The following is an 18,683-nucleotide window of genomic DNA, read 5'->3' on the forward strand; positions in this document are numbered from 1 at the left end:
ATGAAACGTAAATGGATGTTCACTTTCATCCTGCTCATTGTCGGTTTCATGGTTGCCGTGCAATACAACACTGTACAGCAGCCTGAGGAGCGGGATACGCGGGATTTGTGGGCAATCAGGAACGAGTTAGCAAAAGAACGTAAACTTCATTCAGAACTATTAACGGAAGTTCGAGAGTTGGATAAAACACTCGGGAAATACAATTCTTCTGAAGGCGAAAATGCAGGAAGAGCATTAGCCGATACACTTCATGGTTTACGGCAGCAAGCAGGAATGATAGACCAAAGCGGGCCGGGGATTCTAATCGATGTGGTTCCTTCAGAAGAGAGCATGGCTTTCGGAACACCGCTGCACGAAGTAAGCCCTGAATTGCTGACGCGCTTTGTAAATGATGTAAACCGGTTTAAAGGGATCGACATGGAAATCGACGGAAAACGAGTGACCGCATTAAGTGCGATCCGGGATATTAACGGGGAGACAACCGTCAATGGTTTGCCTGTTTCGTTACCTCCATTCCAAATAAAAATTTTATCTGCTGACTTGGGAAGCAGTGAAAAACTCTACAACTTCTTACAATCGTCATCGATTCTTGATGACTTTTACTTGGACGACTTTGTGTTAGAGATCAGTCAACCGGAAACGAATGTAACAATTAACGGCAGAATCGACAAATTTGAAAATCGATTTCTGAAAGAATTGCCAAAGGAGGGCTGACAATGTGGTTACCAATATTGGGGTTGATACTTGGGGTATCACTCGGATTTCTCACAGATCTCCAGATTCCTCATGAATACGGTAATTATTTGTCTATTGCCGTACTGGCAGCGCTCGATACGTTACTTGGAGGAATTCGTGCCCACTTGCAGCGGGTCTATGATGACCAAGTGTTCATCACAGGATTTTTTTTCAATATTTTACTAGCTGCGGGACTTGCATTCCTTGGCGTACACTTAGGTGTGGATCTCTATCTCGCTGCTATATTTGCGTTTGGTGTGCGGCTGTTCCAGAATTTAGCTGTTATTCGAAGAGTATTACTCACTAAATGGTCAGAGTATCGTAAAGTTTCTGCGACAAATACTACAAAATGAGAGGATTTCGAGAGGAGATGGCGAAAATATTTAGACAATGCAGTAAGAATACAATAGAATGGAAGAAGAGTCATAATTGGAGGTGCCAAAGATGAGTCAGTCAAATATGTATGTATCACTCGACATCGGGTCCTCCACTATCAAAGTCCTAATCGGTGAGGTAGATGGCGGATCCTTGCATGTAATCGGGGTCGGCAATGTTCAATCTGCCGGTATCCGTAAAGGATCCATTGTGGACATTGACGCAACCGTCCAGTCTATCCGTAAAGCTGTAGAACAGGCAGAACGAATGACAGGATTACAAGTTAAAGAGGTTGTTCTGGGAATACCATCTAATGGTGTTACCTTGCAAGATGTAAAAGGTGTTGTTGCTGTAAACTCTGTGAATCGTGAAATTACAGACGACGATTTAGATCGTGTCATGGAGTCAGCGCAAGTCATGTCTGTTGCACCTGAGAGAGAAATTGTAAATATCATTCCTAAGCAATTCATTGTGGATGATTATGATGAGATAAAGGATCCAAGAGGGATGATCGGCGTTCGTCTGGAAATGGACGGTACAATGATTACAACGTCAAAAACACTTGTGCACAATATCCTTCGTTGTGTAGAACGGGCTGGGCTTTCCATCCGCGAAATCTATTTGCAGCCGCTCGCATCTGGAACGTTTGCATTAACAGAAGACGAAATGAATCACGGAACAGCGTTCATCGATATCGGAGGCGGTTCAACGACAGTTTCCGTTTTCTGGGAAAATCGATTTGCCGCAACGAAAGTACTTCCAGTCGGCGGAGATCATATTACAAAAGATCTTTCAATTATTCTTAAGACGCCAACTGAACAGGCAAGAAAAATTAAGCATCAATATGGTCATGCATTTTATGATGATGCCTCTGATGACGAATTGTTTGAAGTTCCGGTAATTGGCGCAGATACGAAAGATCAGTATAGCCAAAAATACATATCGGAAATTATCGGAGTGAGACTCGAGGAGCTATTTGAACTTGTGCTTGAAGAGTTGTACCACTTAGGTATCCGAGATCTTCCGGGGGGTGTTGTATTAACTGGCGGCACAACCAAAATGGATGGTATTTTGCAACTGGCACGTCATGTTCTCAACACACGTGTTAGAATCCATACGCCAGAATATATTGGTGTTCGGGAGCCGATGTACTCAACAGCAGTTGGTCTCATTCGATATGCGAGTATGGAAGATGTTTTCTTTGGAGAAGGACATTTCGAACCAATGGGACAAGCATACGATGAAACAGCTGCTGCACCCGCTGCTAGGAAGAGTCAGGAACCGAAACAAGCAAAAGATTCTTTGCTTGGGAAAACTAAACGCTTTTTCGATAGCTTTTTTGAATAAATTCGAGACCCAAATGATACGTGGAATGATTAGGAGGAGAAGAGATGCTAGAGTTTGATACGAACATTGAAGCGCTCGCAGTCATCAAAGTAATCGGTGTTGGCGGCGGCGGAAATAACGCAGTAAATAGAATGATTGAGCATGGAGTACAAGGTGTAGAGTTCATCGCGGTAAACACGGATGCACAAGCACTTAACTTGTCCCAAGCAGAAGTGAAACTTCAAATTGGCGGAAAGTTGACACGCGGTCTTGGAGCAGGGGCAAACCCTGAAGTCGGCAAGAAGGCTGCTGAAGAAAGCCGTGAGCAGCTGGAAGAGGCACTTCGAGGCGCTGATATGGTATTCGTCACTGCAGGTATGGGCGGCGGTACAGGTACTGGTGCAGCACCTGTCATTGCACAAATTGCAAAAGATCTCGGTGCTCTTACAGTAGGTGTCGTCACACGTCCATTCACATTTGAAGGACGCAAACGTTCCACACAAGCAATCGGCGGAATTACCGCAATGAAAGAATCTGTCGATACACTTATCGTCATTCCAAATGATAAATTGCTTGAAATTGTAGACAAAAACACGCCAATGCTCGAAGCATTCCGTGAAGCGGATAATGTCCTTCGTCAAGGTGTTCAAGGTATTTCAGATTTGATCGCTGTACCGGGTCTTATTAACCTGGACTTCGCCGATGTGAAGACGATTATGTCTAACAAAGGGTCGGCGCTTATGGGGATCGGAATGTCTACAGGAGAAAACCGTGCATCTGAAGCTGCTAAAAAAGCAATCTCCAGCCCGCTTCTTGAAACATCAATTGATGGAGCAAAAGGTGTGTTGATGAACATTACTGGCGGTTCTAATCTAAGTCTATTTGAAGTACAAGAAGCAGCTGATATTGTTGCTTCCGCTTCTGATGAAGATGTGAACATGATATTCGGTTCAGTCATCAATGATGATTTGAAGGATGAAATCATCGTGACAGTTATTGCAACTGGTTTCACAGATGAGCAGATCACTCAAGTTCGCGGAAACCGCAACGCAGGATACGGTGGAGTTCGTCAGCGTGAGACGCAGGCGCCGCAAAGTAATCCGACGCCAAGCAATCAAATTCGCCACGAAGAACCGCAGCATCAGCAGCCGGTCCACCAAGAACCCGCTCGCAGTCAGCAGCAGACACAACAAGACGATGGCTTGGACATCCCGACGTTCTTGCGCAATCGTCGTCGTAAATAACCGAAATGTACCAGCCTCCGGCAATTGAGCCGGAGGTTTTTTTGTGTTCTTCTTTCGAACAAACTGTCGAACTTTTCTTTCAGGTTCATACCGTAAAGTGACAAAACTCGTGATGGAATAATGGTAATCTTGCAAACAAGGAGGACAGCCTATGTATGGGGAAGTCATGATTATTATCAATATGGTTTTCAATTATACAGTTCTGTCATTTGCCAATGCGACCGGGGATACCAAAATTAGCAAGAAGCGATTGGCGTCAGCAGCTTTTGCAGGTGCCATTCCAGCAGTTGTTTTCCCTGACTCTGTAGTAGCTTCACTGACTGCGTTTGCAATCATGGCAGGCTGTGCATTCGGTTTTTCTGCACGTCTTTGGAAAGCATCCGTAGGACTCGTACTGATCGGTGCATTCTTAGCAGGCGGATTGTTATCCGCACTTCCATTCAGTCAATTGGGTCAGAGCTTTCAATATCACTTGATCATCTATGTGGCACTTGCATATTGCTGTCTTCAATTAGTAAAAGTAAAGTGGCTGGATGTTCGCAAAATCAGCCGGTTTTCAGAGTTTGCGTGCGATTCGGAGCTGCATCTATTTGGTACTTCAGTGAATTTGCGCGTATTTATTGACACGGGTAATAGCTGCACCGAACCATTGTCAAATGATGCCGTTCATTTCGTATCACTCCGAGCGGTGAAGTCTATTATCCCAGATGATTTGCTCGAAGGATTACAGAAAGCTGGAACTGAACAAGGCTCCATTCCTGATTTATCCCAATTCCCTGAACGGTACAGCAGACAATTGCGTCTCATTCGGATTCAAACGGTCGAAGGGGCGAATTGGGCTGCAGGGATCCGGTTTGACAGCTGGGAATTGGAAGGTAATCGCTCTTTAGAAAAAGGATATATCGTGTTGACAGCTGATAATGCGCGATACCCGCATAGTGCAGCTGCAATCCTCCATGTATCTGCCTTGGAGACTAGAGAAGAAGAAAGGGGAATGCTTCATGCTACATGAATTGAAGAAATGGCTTTCGGTACTCGCTGGAATCTTTAAGAAGAAAAATGGGACGTACTATATCGGTGGACATGAATCGCTGCCCAAGCCTCTGACAAGGGAAGAAGAAGCCGAAACGATTGCCGCATATATGGCGGGGGATCAACAAGCCAGAGACCGGTTAATCGAGAAGAATTTACGTCTTGTTGTCTATATCGCAAGACGGTTCGACAATACGAATACGCACATTGAAGATTTAATCAGCATTGGTGCAATCGGGCTGATTAAAGCCATTGAAACGTTCAAAAGTGATAAAAATATCAAATTGGCAACGTACGCATCACGATGTATTGAAAACGAAATCTTAATGCATCTGAGAAAAACGAATCGAACGCGTTCTGAAATTTCTTTTGACGAGCCCCTCAATTCCGATGCAGATGGAAATGAGCTTTTACTGTCTGATATTTTAGGGACAGATGAAGATATTATTACAGATGACGTTGAGAAGAAAATCGAGCGTCAGCATATGATTGATGCAGTAACGACACTCAGTGATCGGGAGCGGCATATTATGGAATGCAGATTCGGGTTGACAGGGAAAATTGAAATGACTCAAAAAGAAGTTGCAGATTTACTTGGCATTTCCCAATCGTATATTTCACGTTTAGAAAAGAAGATTATTTCGGAACTTCGTGATCGTTTGAACCATCCAATAGCGTAATGGTTGAAATTGGTGTTTCAGAAAACCGCATAGAACTCCACTCAGAGGATAAGCTATCTCGTACAGTCATCTACAGAATACGGAGGAATTCAGATGGTACGTACAAGAGTGGAAATTTGCGGTATTGACACATCTACTTTGCCGCTTCTGTCGAGTGAAGTCATGAAAGAAACGTTCATCCGCCTGCAAAGCGGGGATGAATCAGCTAGAGATGAACTTGTAACAGCGAATTTACGGCTCGTCCTAAGCCTTGTGCAGCGATTTGCCTATCGCGGGGAACAAGCAGATGATTTGTTTCAAGTCGGTTGTGTCGGTCTGCTGAAGTCCATTGACAACTTTGATTTAAAACACAATGTAAGATTTTCAACGTATGCAGTGCCTATGATTGTCGGGGAAATTAAACGGCATTTGAGAGATCATCATTCCGTTCGAGTGTCACGCTCGCTCCGAGATATAGCGTATAAAGCAATTCGTGCAAAAGAAGAATTTATCAACGAACATCAAAAAGAACCAAGAATATCTGACTTAGCAAAAATGACGGACATCCCGGAAGAGGATATCTTATTTGCTCTGGATGCCATACAAGATCCGATGTCCCTTCACGAACCGATGAATGGGGATGGCGGAGATCCAGTATATATGATGGATCAGCTGCATGATAAAACAGTATCAGAAGAACGGTGGTCAACTTATGTGTCGATGAAGGAAACGATGACAGGACTCGATAACCGACAGCAGCTGATTTTGTCGAAGCGGTTTTATCTTGGGCAAACACAAACTGAAATTGCTAGGGAGCTGGGCATTTCTCAGGCTCAAATATCCCGCTTGGAAAAACAGGCAATTGCTCAAATCCGTGAAGGAATGGAACAAAATAAATAATTTCGGACGCAATGCGATTGATGCATTGCGTTTTTTTTGTACGGCTATCTGCATAGAATATGAAAAAGGGGGATTTCTATGCGCTTTTCAGAATTTCAAAAAAAAGAAGTGATTGATATGCAACGCGGGAAATTTCTTGGGTTCATCCAGGATGCGGCAATCGATATAACAATAGGTAAAATTGATACGCTGCATATCGGAGATACGGAAAGATCGCTGTTTATGGAAATGCGCGTAAAAGACCAAAAGCAGTTTGGTTATGATGAAGTTGTGACGATTGGAAAGGATATTGTCCTTATTAAAAAGAAAGAGCCCAAAAAGTGACTTATCGTTGATAACTAGGCTTCTGGTTGATACAATGGAACAAAGTATCGAGAAAAGTAGTGATAAAGATGACACCATTACAGCAGCGGATAAATACAATTGAAGAGACCATTTGCCAGGCGTGTGAACGGGCAGGCAGGGATCGTGATGAGGTTACGGTTATTGCAGTTACCAAGCAAGTGTCTGAAGAACGTACACAAAATGTTTTGGACCAGGGGATCATCCATTTAGGTGAGAACCGGCCCGAAGGACTTCTTGCAAAACAGCATGCAATTCCTCAAGGGGCTGTTTGGCATTTCATCGGAAATGTGCAAAGTCGCAAAGTAAAAGAAATCATCGAACGAATTGATTATCTCCACTCTTTAGATCGATTGAGTATAGCAAAGGAAATTCAGAAACGGGCAGTGGAACCGATTGACTGTTTCGTACAAGTTAATGTTTCTGGTGAGGAATCGAAATCTGGATTATCACCAGCTGAAACGCAAGAATTTATCGATGCATTAGTTGATTATGATAAAATACGGGTAATCGGTCTTATGACAATGGCTCCATTCACAGAAGATCAGGATTCCATCCGAGAAGTGTTTAGAAAGCTGCGCGAACTGCGGGATGAACTGGCAGCTAAAAAGATGAAACATGCACCGTTAACCAAATTGTCCATGGGGATGTCGAATGATTACAGTATTGCAATCGAAGAGGGCGCGACCCATGTGCGAATTGGGACTGCACTCGTCGGTTCGGAGAGCGAGGGAGACGAATGAGTATTAAAGGCAAATTCGAAAAATGGTTTTACCTTGACGAAGAAGAAGCGGCAGCGCAAGAAACAGCGGCTAAGCAGCAAGCAGCTCCAACAATGCCGGAGCGGAAGCCGAGTAAACAAACTTCCATGAAAAATGCTCCCCTGCCTAAACAGAATCGCAAGGAACCCCAGACTGGCGGGAACATTGTGAGCTTACAAAGCGTCCAAAAATCATCAAAAGTTATTTTAGTTGAGCCCCGTGTCTATGCAGAAGCACAAGATATCTCGGAACATCTGACCAGCAAACGTGCAGTCATAGTGAATTTACAGCGTATCGACCGTGAACAGGGAATTCGGATTGTTGATTTCCTTAGCGGTGCAGTGTATGCGTTGAATGGAGATATCCAGCGGATTGGCACAGATATTTTCCTTTGCGTTCCGGAAAACGTAGAAGTGAATGGCTCAATCTCCGACTATTTGAACGAAAGAAACTAAATGAGGTGTACCAACCGTAATGGCAGAATTATTAATTCGACTGTATCAAATAATTACGTATGCTCTTTCCATCTATTCCGTTTTACTCGTCATCTATATTTTGATGTCGTGGGTACCAGCTTCTCGAGAGACTAAGTTCGGCAGGATCCTAGCGAAAATTGCAGAACCTTATTTAGGATTCTTCCGGAACTTCATTCCTCCTCTTGGAATGATTGATATCTCCCCAATTATTGCGTTGTTTGCACTGCAGCTAATCGGGCAGGGTCTGACACCTGTATTTAATTTCTTTTTGCGTTTACTTTAATGCGTTGCATTTAACAATCATATTGTTGGACCAGTCCTCACGCTGTGGGGATTTTTCTATAAGGAGACGAGTACAATGGACGGCATCTTACAACACTTTAGAAAAGAAGAGCAGCCTTTTATTGAAATGGCGATGGACTGGGCAAGAGAGGTCGAGGATCTGTATTCTCCTAAATTGACCGACTTTCTAGATCCGCGTCAGCGTTTTATTGTGGAATCCGTTGTTAAGGGAAGCGGTTTGCTAGTGGCGGAGGATGGTGGATTTGAAGGGGCAGAGCGCAAGCGGATGCTCATTTATCCTGATTACTATGAACCGGCTCGCGAGGACTTTCAAATCGATGTTTTCGATGTGCGTTACGCATCCAAGTTCTTGACGCTGGAGCATCCTGCAATTTTAGGAGCATTGATGGGACTTGGTCTTGATCGTGCGAAATTTGGTGATATCCGGTTGAAAGACGGCGACGTCCAACTCGCAAGTGTATTGGAGCTAAGCACGTATTTGACTGCTAATTTCACATCTGCCGGTAAAGCTAAAATCCATTTGACTGAACTGTCCGATCGTGAAGACTGGATTACACTTGAGGAAGTGTGGCTGGAAGAAACCCAAATCATTAGTTCACTCCGGCTGGACACGGTCATCGCAGCGCTGTTGAATGTTGCGCGCCAGAAATCTTCTGCGTATATTCACGGCGGGAAAGTTAAAGTGAATTGGCGTGTGGTGGATCAGCCATCATTTGAGTTAAATGAATCAGATGTGCTTTCCATCCGTGGACATGGCCGGTTTAAAATGATTGCGATTGAAGGCAGGACTAAAAAGGATAAAATTCGTTTAGTAACTGGGAAGTTGGAATGATTTTTATGGACAGACTTTAGAAAAAGTCTGTTTTCTGTTATAGTCAACGATATAACGTATAACGAACATCAAAAGGGGAGAGACTTGCATGGCGCTTACACCAATTGATATACATAATAAAACGTTCGGCAGCAGATGGCGTGGATATGATGAAGATGAGGTTAATGAATTCCTCGAGCAGCTCATGAAAGACTATGAAAACTTGCTTGAAGAGAACAAAGAACTTACGCGTAAATTGAAAGAAACAGAAGATCAAGTTGCGCATTTCAATGCAATTGAAGAAACGCTGCAAAAATCGATTATGATCGCCCAAGAAGCTGCGGAAGATGTGCGCAGAAATTCTACTCAAGAGTCTAAGCTCATCATTAAAGAAGCGGAAAAGAATGCAGATCGCATCGTCAACGAAGCATTGTCACGTTCACGTGAAATTTCAATCGAGATTGAGGATTTGAAAAAGCAGTCTAAAGTATTCCGCAATCGCTTCCGCATGCTGATTGAAGCACAGCTGGATTTGGTGAAAATGGACGATTGGGACACGCTTCTCGATTATGAACAGAACACGAAACAGCTGGAAGCTGCAGCAGATAACGAGTAACAGACACTTGACTTTATGGGCTGTTCGCCCCTATAATATGGTTCATATTGAATGACAGGCATTGAAAGAGACAGTACTTTCCAAGTAGGCTGTGATTTAGCGAGTCGGGGATAGTGAGAGCCCGATTGCAGGTTGGAAAGGAAGATCACTCTGGAGCCGGATTGCAGCAGCAATCCCGGAGCACACCCCGTTACGGTGTTCGAGAGGCAGTCGTGATTTCTATACGGCTGCAACTAGGGTGGTATCGCGAGCACAGTCCTCGTCCCTTTTACAGGGACGGGGATTTTTTGATGTTTTATTTTTATTCAAAGAAATCAATTTGTCGACACGAAACACCGTCATTAATGAGTTATTATTTCAAAGGAGGAATTGGAATGGATTATAAAGACACGCTGCTTATGCCGAAAACTGACTTTCCGATGAGAGGCGGTTTACCGACGAAAGAACCGCAAATGCAAGAACAGTGGGAAAAAGACAACATGTATGCGAAAGTTCAGGAACGGACAAAAGGGAAACCGACGTTCATCTTGCATGACGGACCTCCATATGCAAACGGAGACCTCCACATGGGTCACGCGCTTAACAAAGTTCTGAAAGATATTATCGTGCGTCACAAATCCATGACGGGCTTCCATGCACCCTACGTTCCAGGCTGGGACACACACGGTCTGCCAATCGAACAGGCACTTGTGAACAAAGGTGTAAAGCGTAAAGAGCACAGCATTGCTGAGTTCCGTGAAATGTGTAAAGACTATGCACTTACTCAAATCGACAACCAGCGCACACAATTTAAACGTCTGGGTGTTCGCGGTGATTGGGATAATCCATACATCACATTAAAACCTGAATTTGAATCACGTCAAATTAAAGTATTCGGGGACATGGCGAAAAAAGGCTATATCTATAAAGGCTTAAAGCCTGTCTACTGGTCACCATCATCTGAAACAGCGTTAGCTGAAGCGGAAATTGAGTACCAAGACAAAAAGTCGCCATCCATCTACGTAAGCTTCCCGGTCCGTGATGGCAAAGGGGTATTAGAGTCGGACGTCACTATCTTAATCTGGACAACAACGCCATGGACAATTCCAGCAAACTTAGGAATTTCGGTACACCCTGACTTTGTTTATACAATTGTAGAAGCAAATGATAAAAAGTTCTTAGTTGCAAAAGACTTGGTCGAAGGTCTTGCTGCTGAACTAGGATGGGAAGATTACACGACAGCAGGGGAATTCAAAGGACGCGAACTCGAGCGCATCACTGCGAGTCACCCGATTTACGATCGTGAATCACTTGTGATGCTCGGTGAACACGTAACTGCTGATGCTGGTACGGGGTGTGTTCATACAGCTCCAGGACACGGTGAAGATGACTTCTACGTCGCGAAACAGTATGGACTTGGCGTCTTATCTCCAATTAACGACCGTGGGGTTATGACTGCAGAAGCCCCATTGTTTGAAGGACTATTCTATGAGGATGCAAACAAAGCCGTTACAGAAAAGCTTAAAGAAGTAGGAGCACTGGAAAAGCTTTCGTTCTTCACGCACTCATATCCGCATGACTGGCGTACGAAAAAGCCGGTTATTTACCGTGCTACTGCTCAGTGGTTTGCGTCGATTGAATCATTCCGGGATGAACTGCTTGAAGCGATCCGCAAAACGGACTTCACGCCGTCTTGGGGGGAGACACGACTCTATAACATGGTGCGCGACCGCGGAGACTGGTGTATTTCACGTCAGCGCGTGTGGGGTGTTCCGATTCCTGTGTTCTATGCAGAAGACGGCGAACCGATTATTACGGATGAAACAATCGATCACATCTCAACGTTGTTCCGTGAACACGGTTCTAACATTTGGTTCGAATGGGAGACGAAAGATTTGCTGCCGAAAGACTTCTCTCATGAAGGCAGCCCGAATGGAACATTTACGAAAGAAACGGACATTATGGACGTTTGGTTCGACTCAGGTTCTACACACCAAGGTGTTCTTGTGGAGCGTGATGATCTTTCATATCCAGCAGATCTCTATCTGGAAGGATCTGACCAGTATCGCGGATGGTTCAACTCATCTTTGACAACAAGTGTAGCAATTAACGGAATTGCACCCTATAAAGGCTTGCTAAGCCACGGGTTTACGCTGGACGGTGAAGGACGCAAGATGAGTAAATCAATCGGCAACGTTATTCTACCTTCTAAAGTGACGAACCAATTCGGAGCAGATATCCTGCGCCTATGGGTATCTTCAGTGGATTACACAGCAGACGTCCGCGTTTCTGATTCGAACTTCAAGCAAGTTTCTGAAGTGTATCGTAAAATCCGGAACACCGTCCGTTTCCTTCACGGAAATACGTCTGACTTCACACCAGGTACAGATACGGTTGCGTTTGAAGACTTGCGTCCAGTGGACCAGTATGTGTATGTGAAACTTCAAGATTTGATTCGTGATGTTAGAACTGCGTATGAACAATACGAATTTGCAAATGTGTATCATGCAATTAATTCGTTCTGCACAGGAACGTTAAGCTCGTTCTATCTTGATATTGCAAAAGATGTCGTATACATCGAAGCTGCGGATCATCCGCACCGACGTGCGATGCAAACAGTCATGTATGACTCTCTTCTTGCCTTATTGAAACTCGCTGCACCAATCTTGCCGCACACAGCTGACGAAATGTGGGCTTACTTGGAACACGAAACAGCAGAAAGTATCCAGCTTACAGACATGCCTGAAGCTAAGGAACTTGAAGCGTCTGACCTTCGTGCGCAGTTTGACCAGCTGATGCTTGTGCGTGATGATGTGTTGAAAGCTCTGGAAGAAGCGCGTAATAACAAAGTTATTGGTAAATCCCTAGAGGCACACGTAACTGTAGCTGTTCGTGAAGATCTTGCTTCACTATTTGAAACGGAAGAAATCGACTTTGCTCAATTCTTCATCGTTTCAAAATTCAGTGCGGTGCCAGCTTCTGAGATGGCAGAGAATGCAGTTTCACTAACTACGGGTCAAGTATCCGTTGAAAAAGCAGCCGGTGAAAAATGTGAACGCTGCTGGACAATTTCAGAGACAGTCGGTTCAAACGCTGACTATCCTGAGTTGTGTGAGCGTTGCGCAGACGTTGTTGCGCATCATTATGCTTAATAACTAAACAGGCGCTGCAATCCGTCTATTCGGGTCTTGCAGCGTCTTTTTTCATTCATACTTGATTGACTTGCGCGTGATGGGTTAGGGTATGATAAACTAAACAAGATACTGCAGGACGGAGGGAATCGGGTTGTTCATTTATTATGGTATTGCAGCACTTGTTATTTTGGTCGATCAGCTGACAAAATGGCTGGTCGCTGCTAATATGGAAATCGGAGAACGAATTCCTTTAATCGAACCGTATCTAGGCTTACTGTCTCATCGGAATCGCGGTGCGGCATGGGGCATGCTGGAAGGTCAAATGTGGTTATTTGCAATTGTTACGATTGTCGTCGTTGGCGGAATCGTTTATTACTTTCAAAAAGAGGCAAAGAACGAACCGTTATTTGCATGGAGTTTAATGTTATTGCTCGGCGGCGCTGTCGGAAACTTTATTGACCGAATGGTGAGAGGCGAAGTGGTAGACTTTGTCAACGTTCTTATCCCGGTCATTAACTATGATTTCCCGATATTTAACGTAGCCGATGCAGCATTGACAGCAGGCGTTGTACTCGTGATTCTTCATTTGATTTTAGACGAAAAAAAGAACAAGAAAGATAAGGTGGCATAATGGAACAGTTTCAATATGTAATTGAAGAACAGACAGCAGGTGAGCGAATCGATAAAGCGCTGGCAACTGCAAATCCGGATTGGTCACGGACTCTTATTCAGCAATGGGTAAAAGACGGGATTGTCTTAGTGAATGGCGGTACAGTAAAACCAAATTATAAGGTGAAATCTGGAGATGCACTCACCGTGGATGAACCAGCGCCGGAAGAACTTAATATTCCTGCTGAAGATTTAAATCTTGAAATTGTCTATGAAGACAGCGATGTTCTTGTTGTTAACAAACGCAGTGGAATGGTAGTACATCCCGCACCTGGGCATACAACAGGGACACTTGTGAATGGACTTATGCATCATTGTACGGATCTGTCAGGCATTAATGGCATCATGAGACCGGGGATTGTACACCGTATTGATAAAGACACATCGGGACTGCTCATGGTCGCTAAAAATGATAAAGCGCATACTTCACTCTTTAATCAGCTCGTGGAAAAATCAGTAACACGTGTCTATACTGCACTCGTTCACGGACATATTCCGCATGATAATGGCACAATTGATGCACCTATAGGAAGAAACCAAAAAGACCGTCAAAGCATGTCTGTCGAAAACACAGGTAAACATGCGGTCACACACTTTAAAGTGCTGGAGCGATTTGGAGACTTTACACTTGTGGAGTGCCGATTGGAAACAGGGAGAACGCATCAAATTCGTGTCCATATGAAATACATTGGCCATCCTCTTGCCGGGGATCCAAAATATGGTCCGAAGAAAACAATCGATTTTGATGGACAAGTTCTTCACGCCGGTACGCTAGGATTTGTGCATCCGGTAACTGAAGAGTATATGGAGTTTAAAGCTCCGTTACCAGAAGATTTCGAGCAATTACTGAATGAAATGAAGTCTAAAAAAGGTTGACGTAAAGATTTTCAACCTGTATGCTTGTTGTAGAAACTTAATAGCGAACCTTTAACGCCAATCCAGAGAGGTTGGGAAGGATGCACGTTGTTCAGAGTCACGCTTGCGAGCGCGGACTGCTGAATTCTATTTACGCATGTAAACCTTCCTGCCAGAAAGACGGCTGGAAGGTTTTTTGTATGTGAAAACCAACGTAAGGGTTAGCAGAATCAAAGCAATCCCGTAATTATTCTTTCTCTAAAGGAGTCGATTGACATGGCAGAAAAAGCGAATATCTTGGATGAAAGTGCCATTAACCGTGCACTCACCCGAATCGCGCACGAAATCATTGAGCGCAACAAAGGAATCGATCATTGTATCCTGGTAGGCATCAAAACCAGAGGTGCGTATCTTGCAAATCGACTCGCTGAAAAAATCGAACAAATTGAAGGCAAGCCAATCCGAATTGGAGAACTAGATATCTCCCTTTACAGAGATGACTTAGGTCTGAAATACGAAAACAAAGAACCGCTCGTCAAACAAGTAGACATCAACTACAGCTTATCTGATGAAAAAGTTGTCCTGATTGATGATGTCCTCTACACTGGCCGCACAGTTCGGGCAGCGATGGATGCAGTGATGGACTTAGGCCGTCCGTCTTCCATTCAGCTCGGTGTCCTCGTAGACCGCGGACATCGGGAGTTGCCAATCCGACCAGATTTCGTCGGTAAGAATATCCCGACTTCCAGTGATGAAAAAGTTGTCGTGAATTTAGTCGAATCAGATGGGGAAGATAACGTTACAATCCACTCAAGATAATTGAAAACTGCTTGGAGGCCATGAGAAATGTCAGAAAAAGTATTGGATATCCATGAAAAACCCGCAAGTGGAAAATGGCTTGCATTAAGTCTCCAGCACATGTTCGCAATGTTCGGTGCAACAATCCTAGTCCCGCAACTCGTTGGACTTAGCCCGGCAATTGCTTTACTTACAAGTGGTATCGCTACACTCATTTTTGTGGTTGTCACTCAAGGTAAAGTTCCAGCATACCTTGGCTCTTCCTTTGCTTTCATCGTCCCGATACAAGTCGCGACCGAAACAGGCGGAATCGGAAGTGCGATGATCGGAAGTATGTTTGTAGCTTTAGTCTACGCGATCGTGTCACTCGTCATTTGGAAAACAGGACATAATTGGATCATGAATATCTTACCTCCAGTTGTGGTGGGCCCGGTTATCATGGTTATTGGACTCGCCGTGGCTCCGACTGCAGTCGGCATGGCAAGCCGTATAGATATTGACGGAGTGTCAACTTACAGTCTTCTTCATTTCTCAGCAGCCATAGTCACACTGGCGGCAGCAATCATTTGTCTTATGTTTTTCCGGGGCGTCATAAGCTTAATGCCAGTGTTAATTGGAATAATTATAGGCTATCTTTACTCAGCAGCAATCGGCATTTTAAACTTCCAGCCTGTACTTGAGGCGAAGTGGTTTGCAGTCCCGGAGTTCTTAATACCAGGAGTCGATTACAATTTTGTTGTCACACCAACGCTGCTGTTCGTCATGGTACCAATTGCGATTGTGACGATTTCAGAGCACATCGGTCACCAGCTCGTATTAGGGAAAGTAGTGGAACGTGACTTCATCCGCGATCCTGGATTAAATCGCTCTCTATTAGGTGATGGAATTGGAACACTCATAAGCGGATTGCTCGGCGGACCGCCAAAAACGACTTACGGTGAAAATATCGGAGTTATGGCGATTACACGAGTATATAGTGTCTATGTCATCGTTGGGGCTGCAGTGTTCGCAATTCTATTCTCTTTCATGGGGAAAGTAATGGCAATGATTGCAACCATTCCAACAGCGGTACTTGGAGGGATTTCTATCCTGCTCTTCGGAATTATTGCATCATCCGGTTTGCGAATGCTTGTGGATCACCAAGTGGACTTTGATAAGCAGCGGAATCTTGTCATCACATCTGTCATTCTCGTCATTGGAATCGGCGGTGCATCCATCAACTTCAGCGACACTTTCCATATCGAAGGCATGGCGCTGGCTGCAATCGTAGGTGTACTTCTGAACTTAGTGCTCCCGGGACGTGAAAAGAATAAGTTGGATGATGTTCAAGAAGAACCTTTATGGACAGATAAAGAAAACTAAATACGTTAGACCTTTTAACATTGTTCAGAGAAACAAGGAAAGGTTTATGTGACAGGAACTGTTCAAGGGACCTGCATACATAAATGGCCTTCCTACATGCTGGGAAGGCTTTTTTAAGACCTTCCCCTAACTAAGAGGAGGACGACAAAATGGATAACTTACTTACTATGAAACAATTTAACGAAGAAAATATTATGGAGATCTTGAATTATGCGGAGTACTTGAAGCGTCATGGAATTCGAGAATTGCCCGGGAAATATTTAGTGAGCAACTTGTTTTTTGAGCCTAGTACACGCACAAAGCTAAGCTTCGAAATCGCTGAAAGAAAATTGGGATTAGAAATTATCCAGTTTGATCCAGGTCATTCAAGCACGACTAAGGGAGAAACGCTATTCGATACTGTTAAGACATTGGAAGCACTTGGTGTAAACGCAGTCGTCATCCGACACCCTGAAAAAGAATATTACAAACAACTGGAGGGCATAAAAATCCCAGTATTTAATGGCGGAGATGGAACAGGGCAGCATCCAAGTCAATCATTATTGGATCTATTTACCATCAAAGAAGAGTTCGGTTACTTCCAAGGACTTAATGTAGTGATTGCTGGAGATTTGTCACACAGCCGAGTTGCTGCTTCTAACGCAGAGGCATTGCAAAAACTAGGTGCAAACGTACAATTTGTCTGCCCGGATGAATGGTCAGGTGATTATGAGACACTTTCAGGCTGGGACAATGTAATTGAGCAAGCTGACGTTGTGATGCTGCTAAGAGTACAGCATGAGCGTCATGATGAAAAGATGAGCTTTACTAAAGACCAGTATCATGCACAATACGGATTGACTGCAGACCGTGCAGCGATGATGAAGGAAAATGCAATTATCATGCATCCCGCGCCAATCAACTGGGGAGTTGAGATTGCAGAATCATTGACAACTCATCCAAAACTCCGTGTCTATGAAGCGGTTGAAAATGGCGTCTATATTCGCGCTGCTGCGATGGAAATGATCTTACGAGGAGGAAATGTTCATGCACAAGCTGCTCCGAAATATTTGGCTATTTAATGAAACTTCACAAGATTTAAAGGATGTACGCATACAAGACGGTAAGATTGCAGAAATCGGACAAAACTTGGAAGTAAAAGGTGCCGAAGTGATTGAAGGAAACGGGTATTGCCTGGCACCAGGATTTGTCGATGTCCATGTACATTTACGCGAGCCGGGCGGCGAGCACAAAGAAACAATTGAGAGTGGAACGAAAGCTGCTGCTAAAGGCGGTTACACAACCATCTGTGCGATGCCAAATACACGTCCTGTTCCAGATACCATTAAAAATATTGAACACGTGAACGAGTTAATTGAAAAAAATGCAGTAATTCGTGTGTTGCCATATGCATCGATTACGATTCGAGAAGCTGGAAAAGAGCGCACGAATTTAGCAGAACTAAAAGAACATGGAGCATTCGCATTTACGGATGACGGCGTAGGTATTCAACAAGCCGGAATGATGCTTGAGACCATGCAAGACGCGGCAAAATTGAACATGGCTGTTGTTGCACACTGTGAAGATAATACGCTCATTTATGGAGGAGCGATGCACGAAGGGATCCGGAATAAGGAACTCGGACTTCCGGGAATTCCTTCTGTTGCAGAATCAGTCCATATTGCACGAGATATTCTTCTTGCTGAAGCTGCAGGTGCACATTACCATGTTTGCCACGTAAGCACGAAAGAATCCGTTCGTGTCATCCGTGATGCAAAACGAGCTGGTGTCCATGTTACTGCTGAAGTGACGCCTCACCATTTATTGCTGACAGAACATGATATTCCTGAAGATGATGCTGCTTGGAAGATGAACCCTCCATTGCGTGGAAACGAAGACTTGGCGGCACTGAGAGAAGGATTGCTTGACGGAACACTAGATTTCATTGCAACGGATCATGCGCCGCATAGTGCGGAAGAAAAGGCTGCAGGATTCAAAACAGCGCCGTTCGGAATCACAGGATTTGAAACAGCATTCCCATTGCTTTATACAAATTTCGTGAAAAACGGAGACTGGACATTGAATCAGCTAATCGACTGGTTTGCGAAAAAACCATGTGACGTTTTCGACCTTCCATATGGTTCAATTGAAGAAGGAGCTATTGCTGATCTGGTACTGCTCGATTTGACGACTGAACAGGCCATTAACCCGACTGCGTTTTTATCAAAAGGAAAAAATACACCGTTTACAGGAGTAACTTGTACGGGATGGCCCGTGTTGACAATGTATGGCGGTGAAACGGTCTATTCTGTGCAAAAGTGAAGATC

At 44.2% G+C, this 18,683-nt stretch carries 20 protein-coding genes and 1 other annotated feature; all 20 genes read left to right on the forward strand.

Annotation, left to right across the window (positions count from 1 at the left end):
* Complete coding sequence (locus PGH26_RS04520) at nt 1-714, forward strand: DUF881 domain-containing protein (RefSeq protein ID WP_323692827.1); 714 nt, start codon at nt 1-3, stop codon at nt 712-714.
* Between the two features lie 2 nt (nt 715-716).
* Nucleotides 717-1,088 (forward strand): small basic family protein, encoded by a 372-nt coding sequence (locus PGH26_RS04525; protein WP_323692828.1) that lies wholly within the window; start codon nt 717-719, stop codon nt 1,086-1,088.
* 91 nt (nt 1,089-1,179) lie between these two features.
* The gene (ftsA, locus tag PGH26_RS04530) at nt 1,180-2,457 is read left to right on the forward strand and encodes a cell division protein FtsA (protein WP_323692829.1); all 1,278 of its coding nucleotides are present in this window, start codon (nt 1,180-1,182) and stop codon (nt 2,455-2,457) included.
* 44 nt (nt 2,458-2,501) lie between these two features.
* A complete protein-coding gene (ftsZ, locus tag PGH26_RS04535) occupies nt 2,502-3,680 on the forward strand; it encodes a cell division protein FtsZ (RefSeq protein ID WP_323692830.1) in 1,179 nt (392 codons plus the stop codon).
* A gap of 151 nt (nt 3,681-3,831) precedes the next feature.
* Entirely contained in the window at nt 3,832-4,692 is an 861-nt protein-coding gene (locus PGH26_RS04540; RefSeq protein ID WP_323692831.1) for a sigma-E processing peptidase SpoIIGA, read from the forward strand.
* Nucleotides 4,682-5,392 carry an RNA polymerase sporulation sigma factor SigE gene (gene sigE, locus PGH26_RS04545; RefSeq protein WP_191688357.1) on the forward strand — a complete coding sequence of 237 codons (711 nt, stop codon included), beginning with the start codon at nt 4,682-4,684 and terminating at the stop codon, nt 5,390-5,392. The genes PGH26_RS04540 and sigE overlap by 11 nt, the downstream gene beginning before the upstream one ends.
* Nucleotides 5,393-5,485: 93 nt before the next feature.
* Nucleotides 5,486-6,271 carry an RNA polymerase sporulation sigma factor SigG gene (gene sigG, locus PGH26_RS04550; protein ID WP_323692832.1) on the forward strand — a complete coding sequence of 262 codons (786 nt, stop codon included), beginning with the start codon at nt 5,486-5,488 and terminating at the stop codon, nt 6,269-6,271.
* A gap of 78 nt (nt 6,272-6,349) precedes the next feature.
* Nucleotides 6,350-6,595, forward strand: coding sequence for a PRC-barrel domain-containing protein (locus tag PGH26_RS04555; RefSeq protein ID WP_323692833.1), 246 nt, complete (start codon nt 6,350-6,352; stop codon nt 6,593-6,595).
* Nucleotides 6,596-6,663: 68 nt separating this feature from the next.
* Nucleotides 6,664-7,356 (forward strand): YggS family pyridoxal phosphate-dependent enzyme, encoded by a 693-nt coding sequence (locus PGH26_RS04560; RefSeq protein WP_323692834.1) that lies wholly within the window; start codon nt 6,664-6,666, stop codon nt 7,354-7,356.
* Complete coding sequence (locus PGH26_RS04565; protein WP_323692835.1) at nt 7,353-7,829, forward strand: cell division protein SepF; 477 nt, start codon at nt 7,353-7,355, stop codon at nt 7,827-7,829. Before PGH26_RS04560 ends, PGH26_RS04565 begins: the two co-directional genes overlap by 4 nt.
* A 19-nt stretch (nt 7,830-7,848) precedes the next feature.
* A complete protein-coding gene (locus tag PGH26_RS04570) occupies nt 7,849-8,133 on the forward strand; it encodes a YggT family protein (protein WP_323692836.1) in 285 nt (94 codons plus the stop codon).
* 75 nt (nt 8,134-8,208) lie between these two features.
* Nucleotides 8,209-8,985 (forward strand): YlmH family RNA-binding protein, encoded by a 777-nt coding sequence (locus PGH26_RS04575; protein ID WP_323692837.1) that lies wholly within the window; start codon nt 8,209-8,211, stop codon nt 8,983-8,985.
* An 88-nt stretch (nt 8,986-9,073) separates the two neighbouring features.
* Nucleotides 9,074-9,580, forward strand: a complete 507-nt coding sequence (locus PGH26_RS04580; RefSeq protein ID WP_323692838.1) for a DivIVA domain-containing protein — start codon at nt 9,074-9,076, stop codon at nt 9,578-9,580.
* Nucleotides 9,581-9,632: 52 nt separating this feature from the next.
* Nucleotides 9,633-9,850: a binding site (T-box leader), on the forward strand.
* Nucleotides 9,851-9,954: 104 nt separating this feature from the next.
* Complete coding sequence (gene ileS, locus PGH26_RS04585; protein WP_323692839.1) at nt 9,955-12,711, forward strand: isoleucine--tRNA ligase; 2,757 nt, start codon at nt 9,955-9,957, stop codon at nt 12,709-12,711.
* Between the two features lie 133 nt (nt 12,712-12,844).
* Nucleotides 12,845-13,324 (forward strand): signal peptidase II, encoded by a 480-nt coding sequence (gene lspA, locus PGH26_RS04590; RefSeq protein ID WP_323692840.1) that lies wholly within the window; start codon nt 12,845-12,847, stop codon nt 13,322-13,324.
* Complete coding sequence (locus tag PGH26_RS04595; RefSeq protein ID WP_323692841.1) at nt 13,324-14,238, forward strand: RluA family pseudouridine synthase; 915 nt, start codon at nt 13,324-13,326, stop codon at nt 14,236-14,238. Before lspA ends, PGH26_RS04595 begins: the two co-directional genes overlap by 1 nt.
* Before the next feature lie 255 nt (nt 14,239-14,493).
* Nucleotides 14,494-15,036: a bifunctional pyr operon transcriptional regulator/uracil phosphoribosyltransferase PyrR gene (gene pyrR, locus PGH26_RS04600; protein WP_116016228.1), complete on the forward strand. Its 543-nt coding sequence runs from the start codon at nt 14,494-14,496 to the stop codon at nt 15,034-15,036.
* Between the two features lie 27 nt (nt 15,037-15,063).
* Nucleotides 15,064-16,377, forward strand: a complete 1,314-nt coding sequence (locus PGH26_RS04605) for a solute carrier family 23 protein (protein ID WP_323692842.1) — start codon at nt 15,064-15,066, stop codon at nt 16,375-16,377.
* A gap of 149 nt (nt 16,378-16,526) precedes the next feature.
* Nucleotides 16,527-17,438, forward strand: coding sequence for an aspartate carbamoyltransferase catalytic subunit (locus PGH26_RS04610; protein WP_323692843.1), 912 nt, complete (start codon nt 16,527-16,529; stop codon nt 17,436-17,438).
* Nucleotides 17,404-18,678 carry a dihydroorotase gene (gene pyrC, locus PGH26_RS04615; RefSeq protein ID WP_323692844.1) on the forward strand — a complete coding sequence of 425 codons (1,275 nt, stop codon included), beginning with the start codon at nt 17,404-17,406 and terminating at the stop codon, nt 18,676-18,678. The genes PGH26_RS04610 and pyrC overlap by 35 nt, the downstream gene beginning before the upstream one ends.
* Nucleotides 18,679-18,683: the final 5 nt, after the last annotated feature.

The organism is Sporosarcina jeotgali (assembly GCF_033304595.1).
In the GTDB taxonomy this organism is placed as follows: domain Bacteria; phylum Bacillota; class Bacilli; order Bacillales_A; family Planococcaceae; genus Sporosarcina; species Sporosarcina jeotgali.

What these genes read in the sequence shown, in the direction of transcription:
- PGH26_RS04520 (WP_323692827.1), top strand. Translation starts at nt 1, where the DNA reads ATGAAACGTAAATGGATGTTCACTTTCATCCTGCTCATTGTCGGTTTC.
- PGH26_RS04525 (WP_323692828.1), top strand. Translation starts at nt 717, where the DNA reads ATGTGGTTACCAATATTGGGGTTGATACTTGGGGTATCACTCGGATTT.
- ftsA (WP_323692829.1), top strand. Translation starts at nt 1,180, where the DNA reads ATGAGTCAGTCAAATATGTATGTATCACTCGACATCGGGTCCTCCACT.
- ftsZ (WP_323692830.1), top strand. Translation starts at nt 2,502, where the DNA reads ATGCTAGAGTTTGATACGAACATTGAAGCGCTCGCAGTCATCAAAGTA.
- PGH26_RS04540 (WP_323692831.1), top strand. Translation starts at nt 3,832, where the DNA reads ATGTATGGGGAAGTCATGATTATTATCAATATGGTTTTCAATTATACA.
- sigE (WP_191688357.1), top strand. Translation starts at nt 4,682, where the DNA reads ATGCTACATGAATTGAAGAAATGGCTTTCGGTACTCGCTGGAATCTTT.
- sigG (WP_323692832.1), top strand. Translation starts at nt 5,486, where the DNA reads ATGGTACGTACAAGAGTGGAAATTTGCGGTATTGACACATCTACTTTG.
- PGH26_RS04555 (WP_323692833.1), top strand. Translation starts at nt 6,350, where the DNA reads ATGCGCTTTTCAGAATTTCAAAAAAAAGAAGTGATTGATATGCAACGC.
- PGH26_RS04560 (WP_323692834.1), top strand. Translation starts at nt 6,664, where the DNA reads ATGACACCATTACAGCAGCGGATAAATACAATTGAAGAGACCATTTGC.
- PGH26_RS04565 (WP_323692835.1), top strand. Translation starts at nt 7,353, where the DNA reads ATGAGTATTAAAGGCAAATTCGAAAAATGGTTTTACCTTGACGAAGAA.
- PGH26_RS04570 (WP_323692836.1), top strand. Translation starts at nt 7,849, where the DNA reads ATGGCAGAATTATTAATTCGACTGTATCAAATAATTACGTATGCTCTT.
- PGH26_RS04575 (WP_323692837.1), top strand. Translation starts at nt 8,209, where the DNA reads ATGGACGGCATCTTACAACACTTTAGAAAAGAAGAGCAGCCTTTTATT.
- PGH26_RS04580 (WP_323692838.1), top strand. Translation starts at nt 9,074, where the DNA reads ATGGCGCTTACACCAATTGATATACATAATAAAACGTTCGGCAGCAGA.
- ileS (WP_323692839.1), top strand. Translation starts at nt 9,955, where the DNA reads ATGGATTATAAAGACACGCTGCTTATGCCGAAAACTGACTTTCCGATG.
- PGH26_RS04595 (WP_323692841.1), top strand. Translation starts at nt 13,324, where the DNA reads ATGGAACAGTTTCAATATGTAATTGAAGAACAGACAGCAGGTGAGCGA.
- pyrR (WP_116016228.1), top strand. Translation starts at nt 14,494, where the DNA reads ATGGCAGAAAAAGCGAATATCTTGGATGAAAGTGCCATTAACCGTGCA.
- PGH26_RS04605 (WP_323692842.1), top strand. Translation starts at nt 15,064, where the DNA reads ATGTCAGAAAAAGTATTGGATATCCATGAAAAACCCGCAAGTGGAAAA.
- PGH26_RS04610 (WP_323692843.1), top strand. Translation starts at nt 16,527, where the DNA reads ATGGATAACTTACTTACTATGAAACAATTTAACGAAGAAAATATTATG.
- pyrC (WP_323692844.1), top strand. Translation starts at nt 17,404, where the DNA reads ATGCACAAGCTGCTCCGAAATATTTGGCTATTTAATGAAACTTCACAA.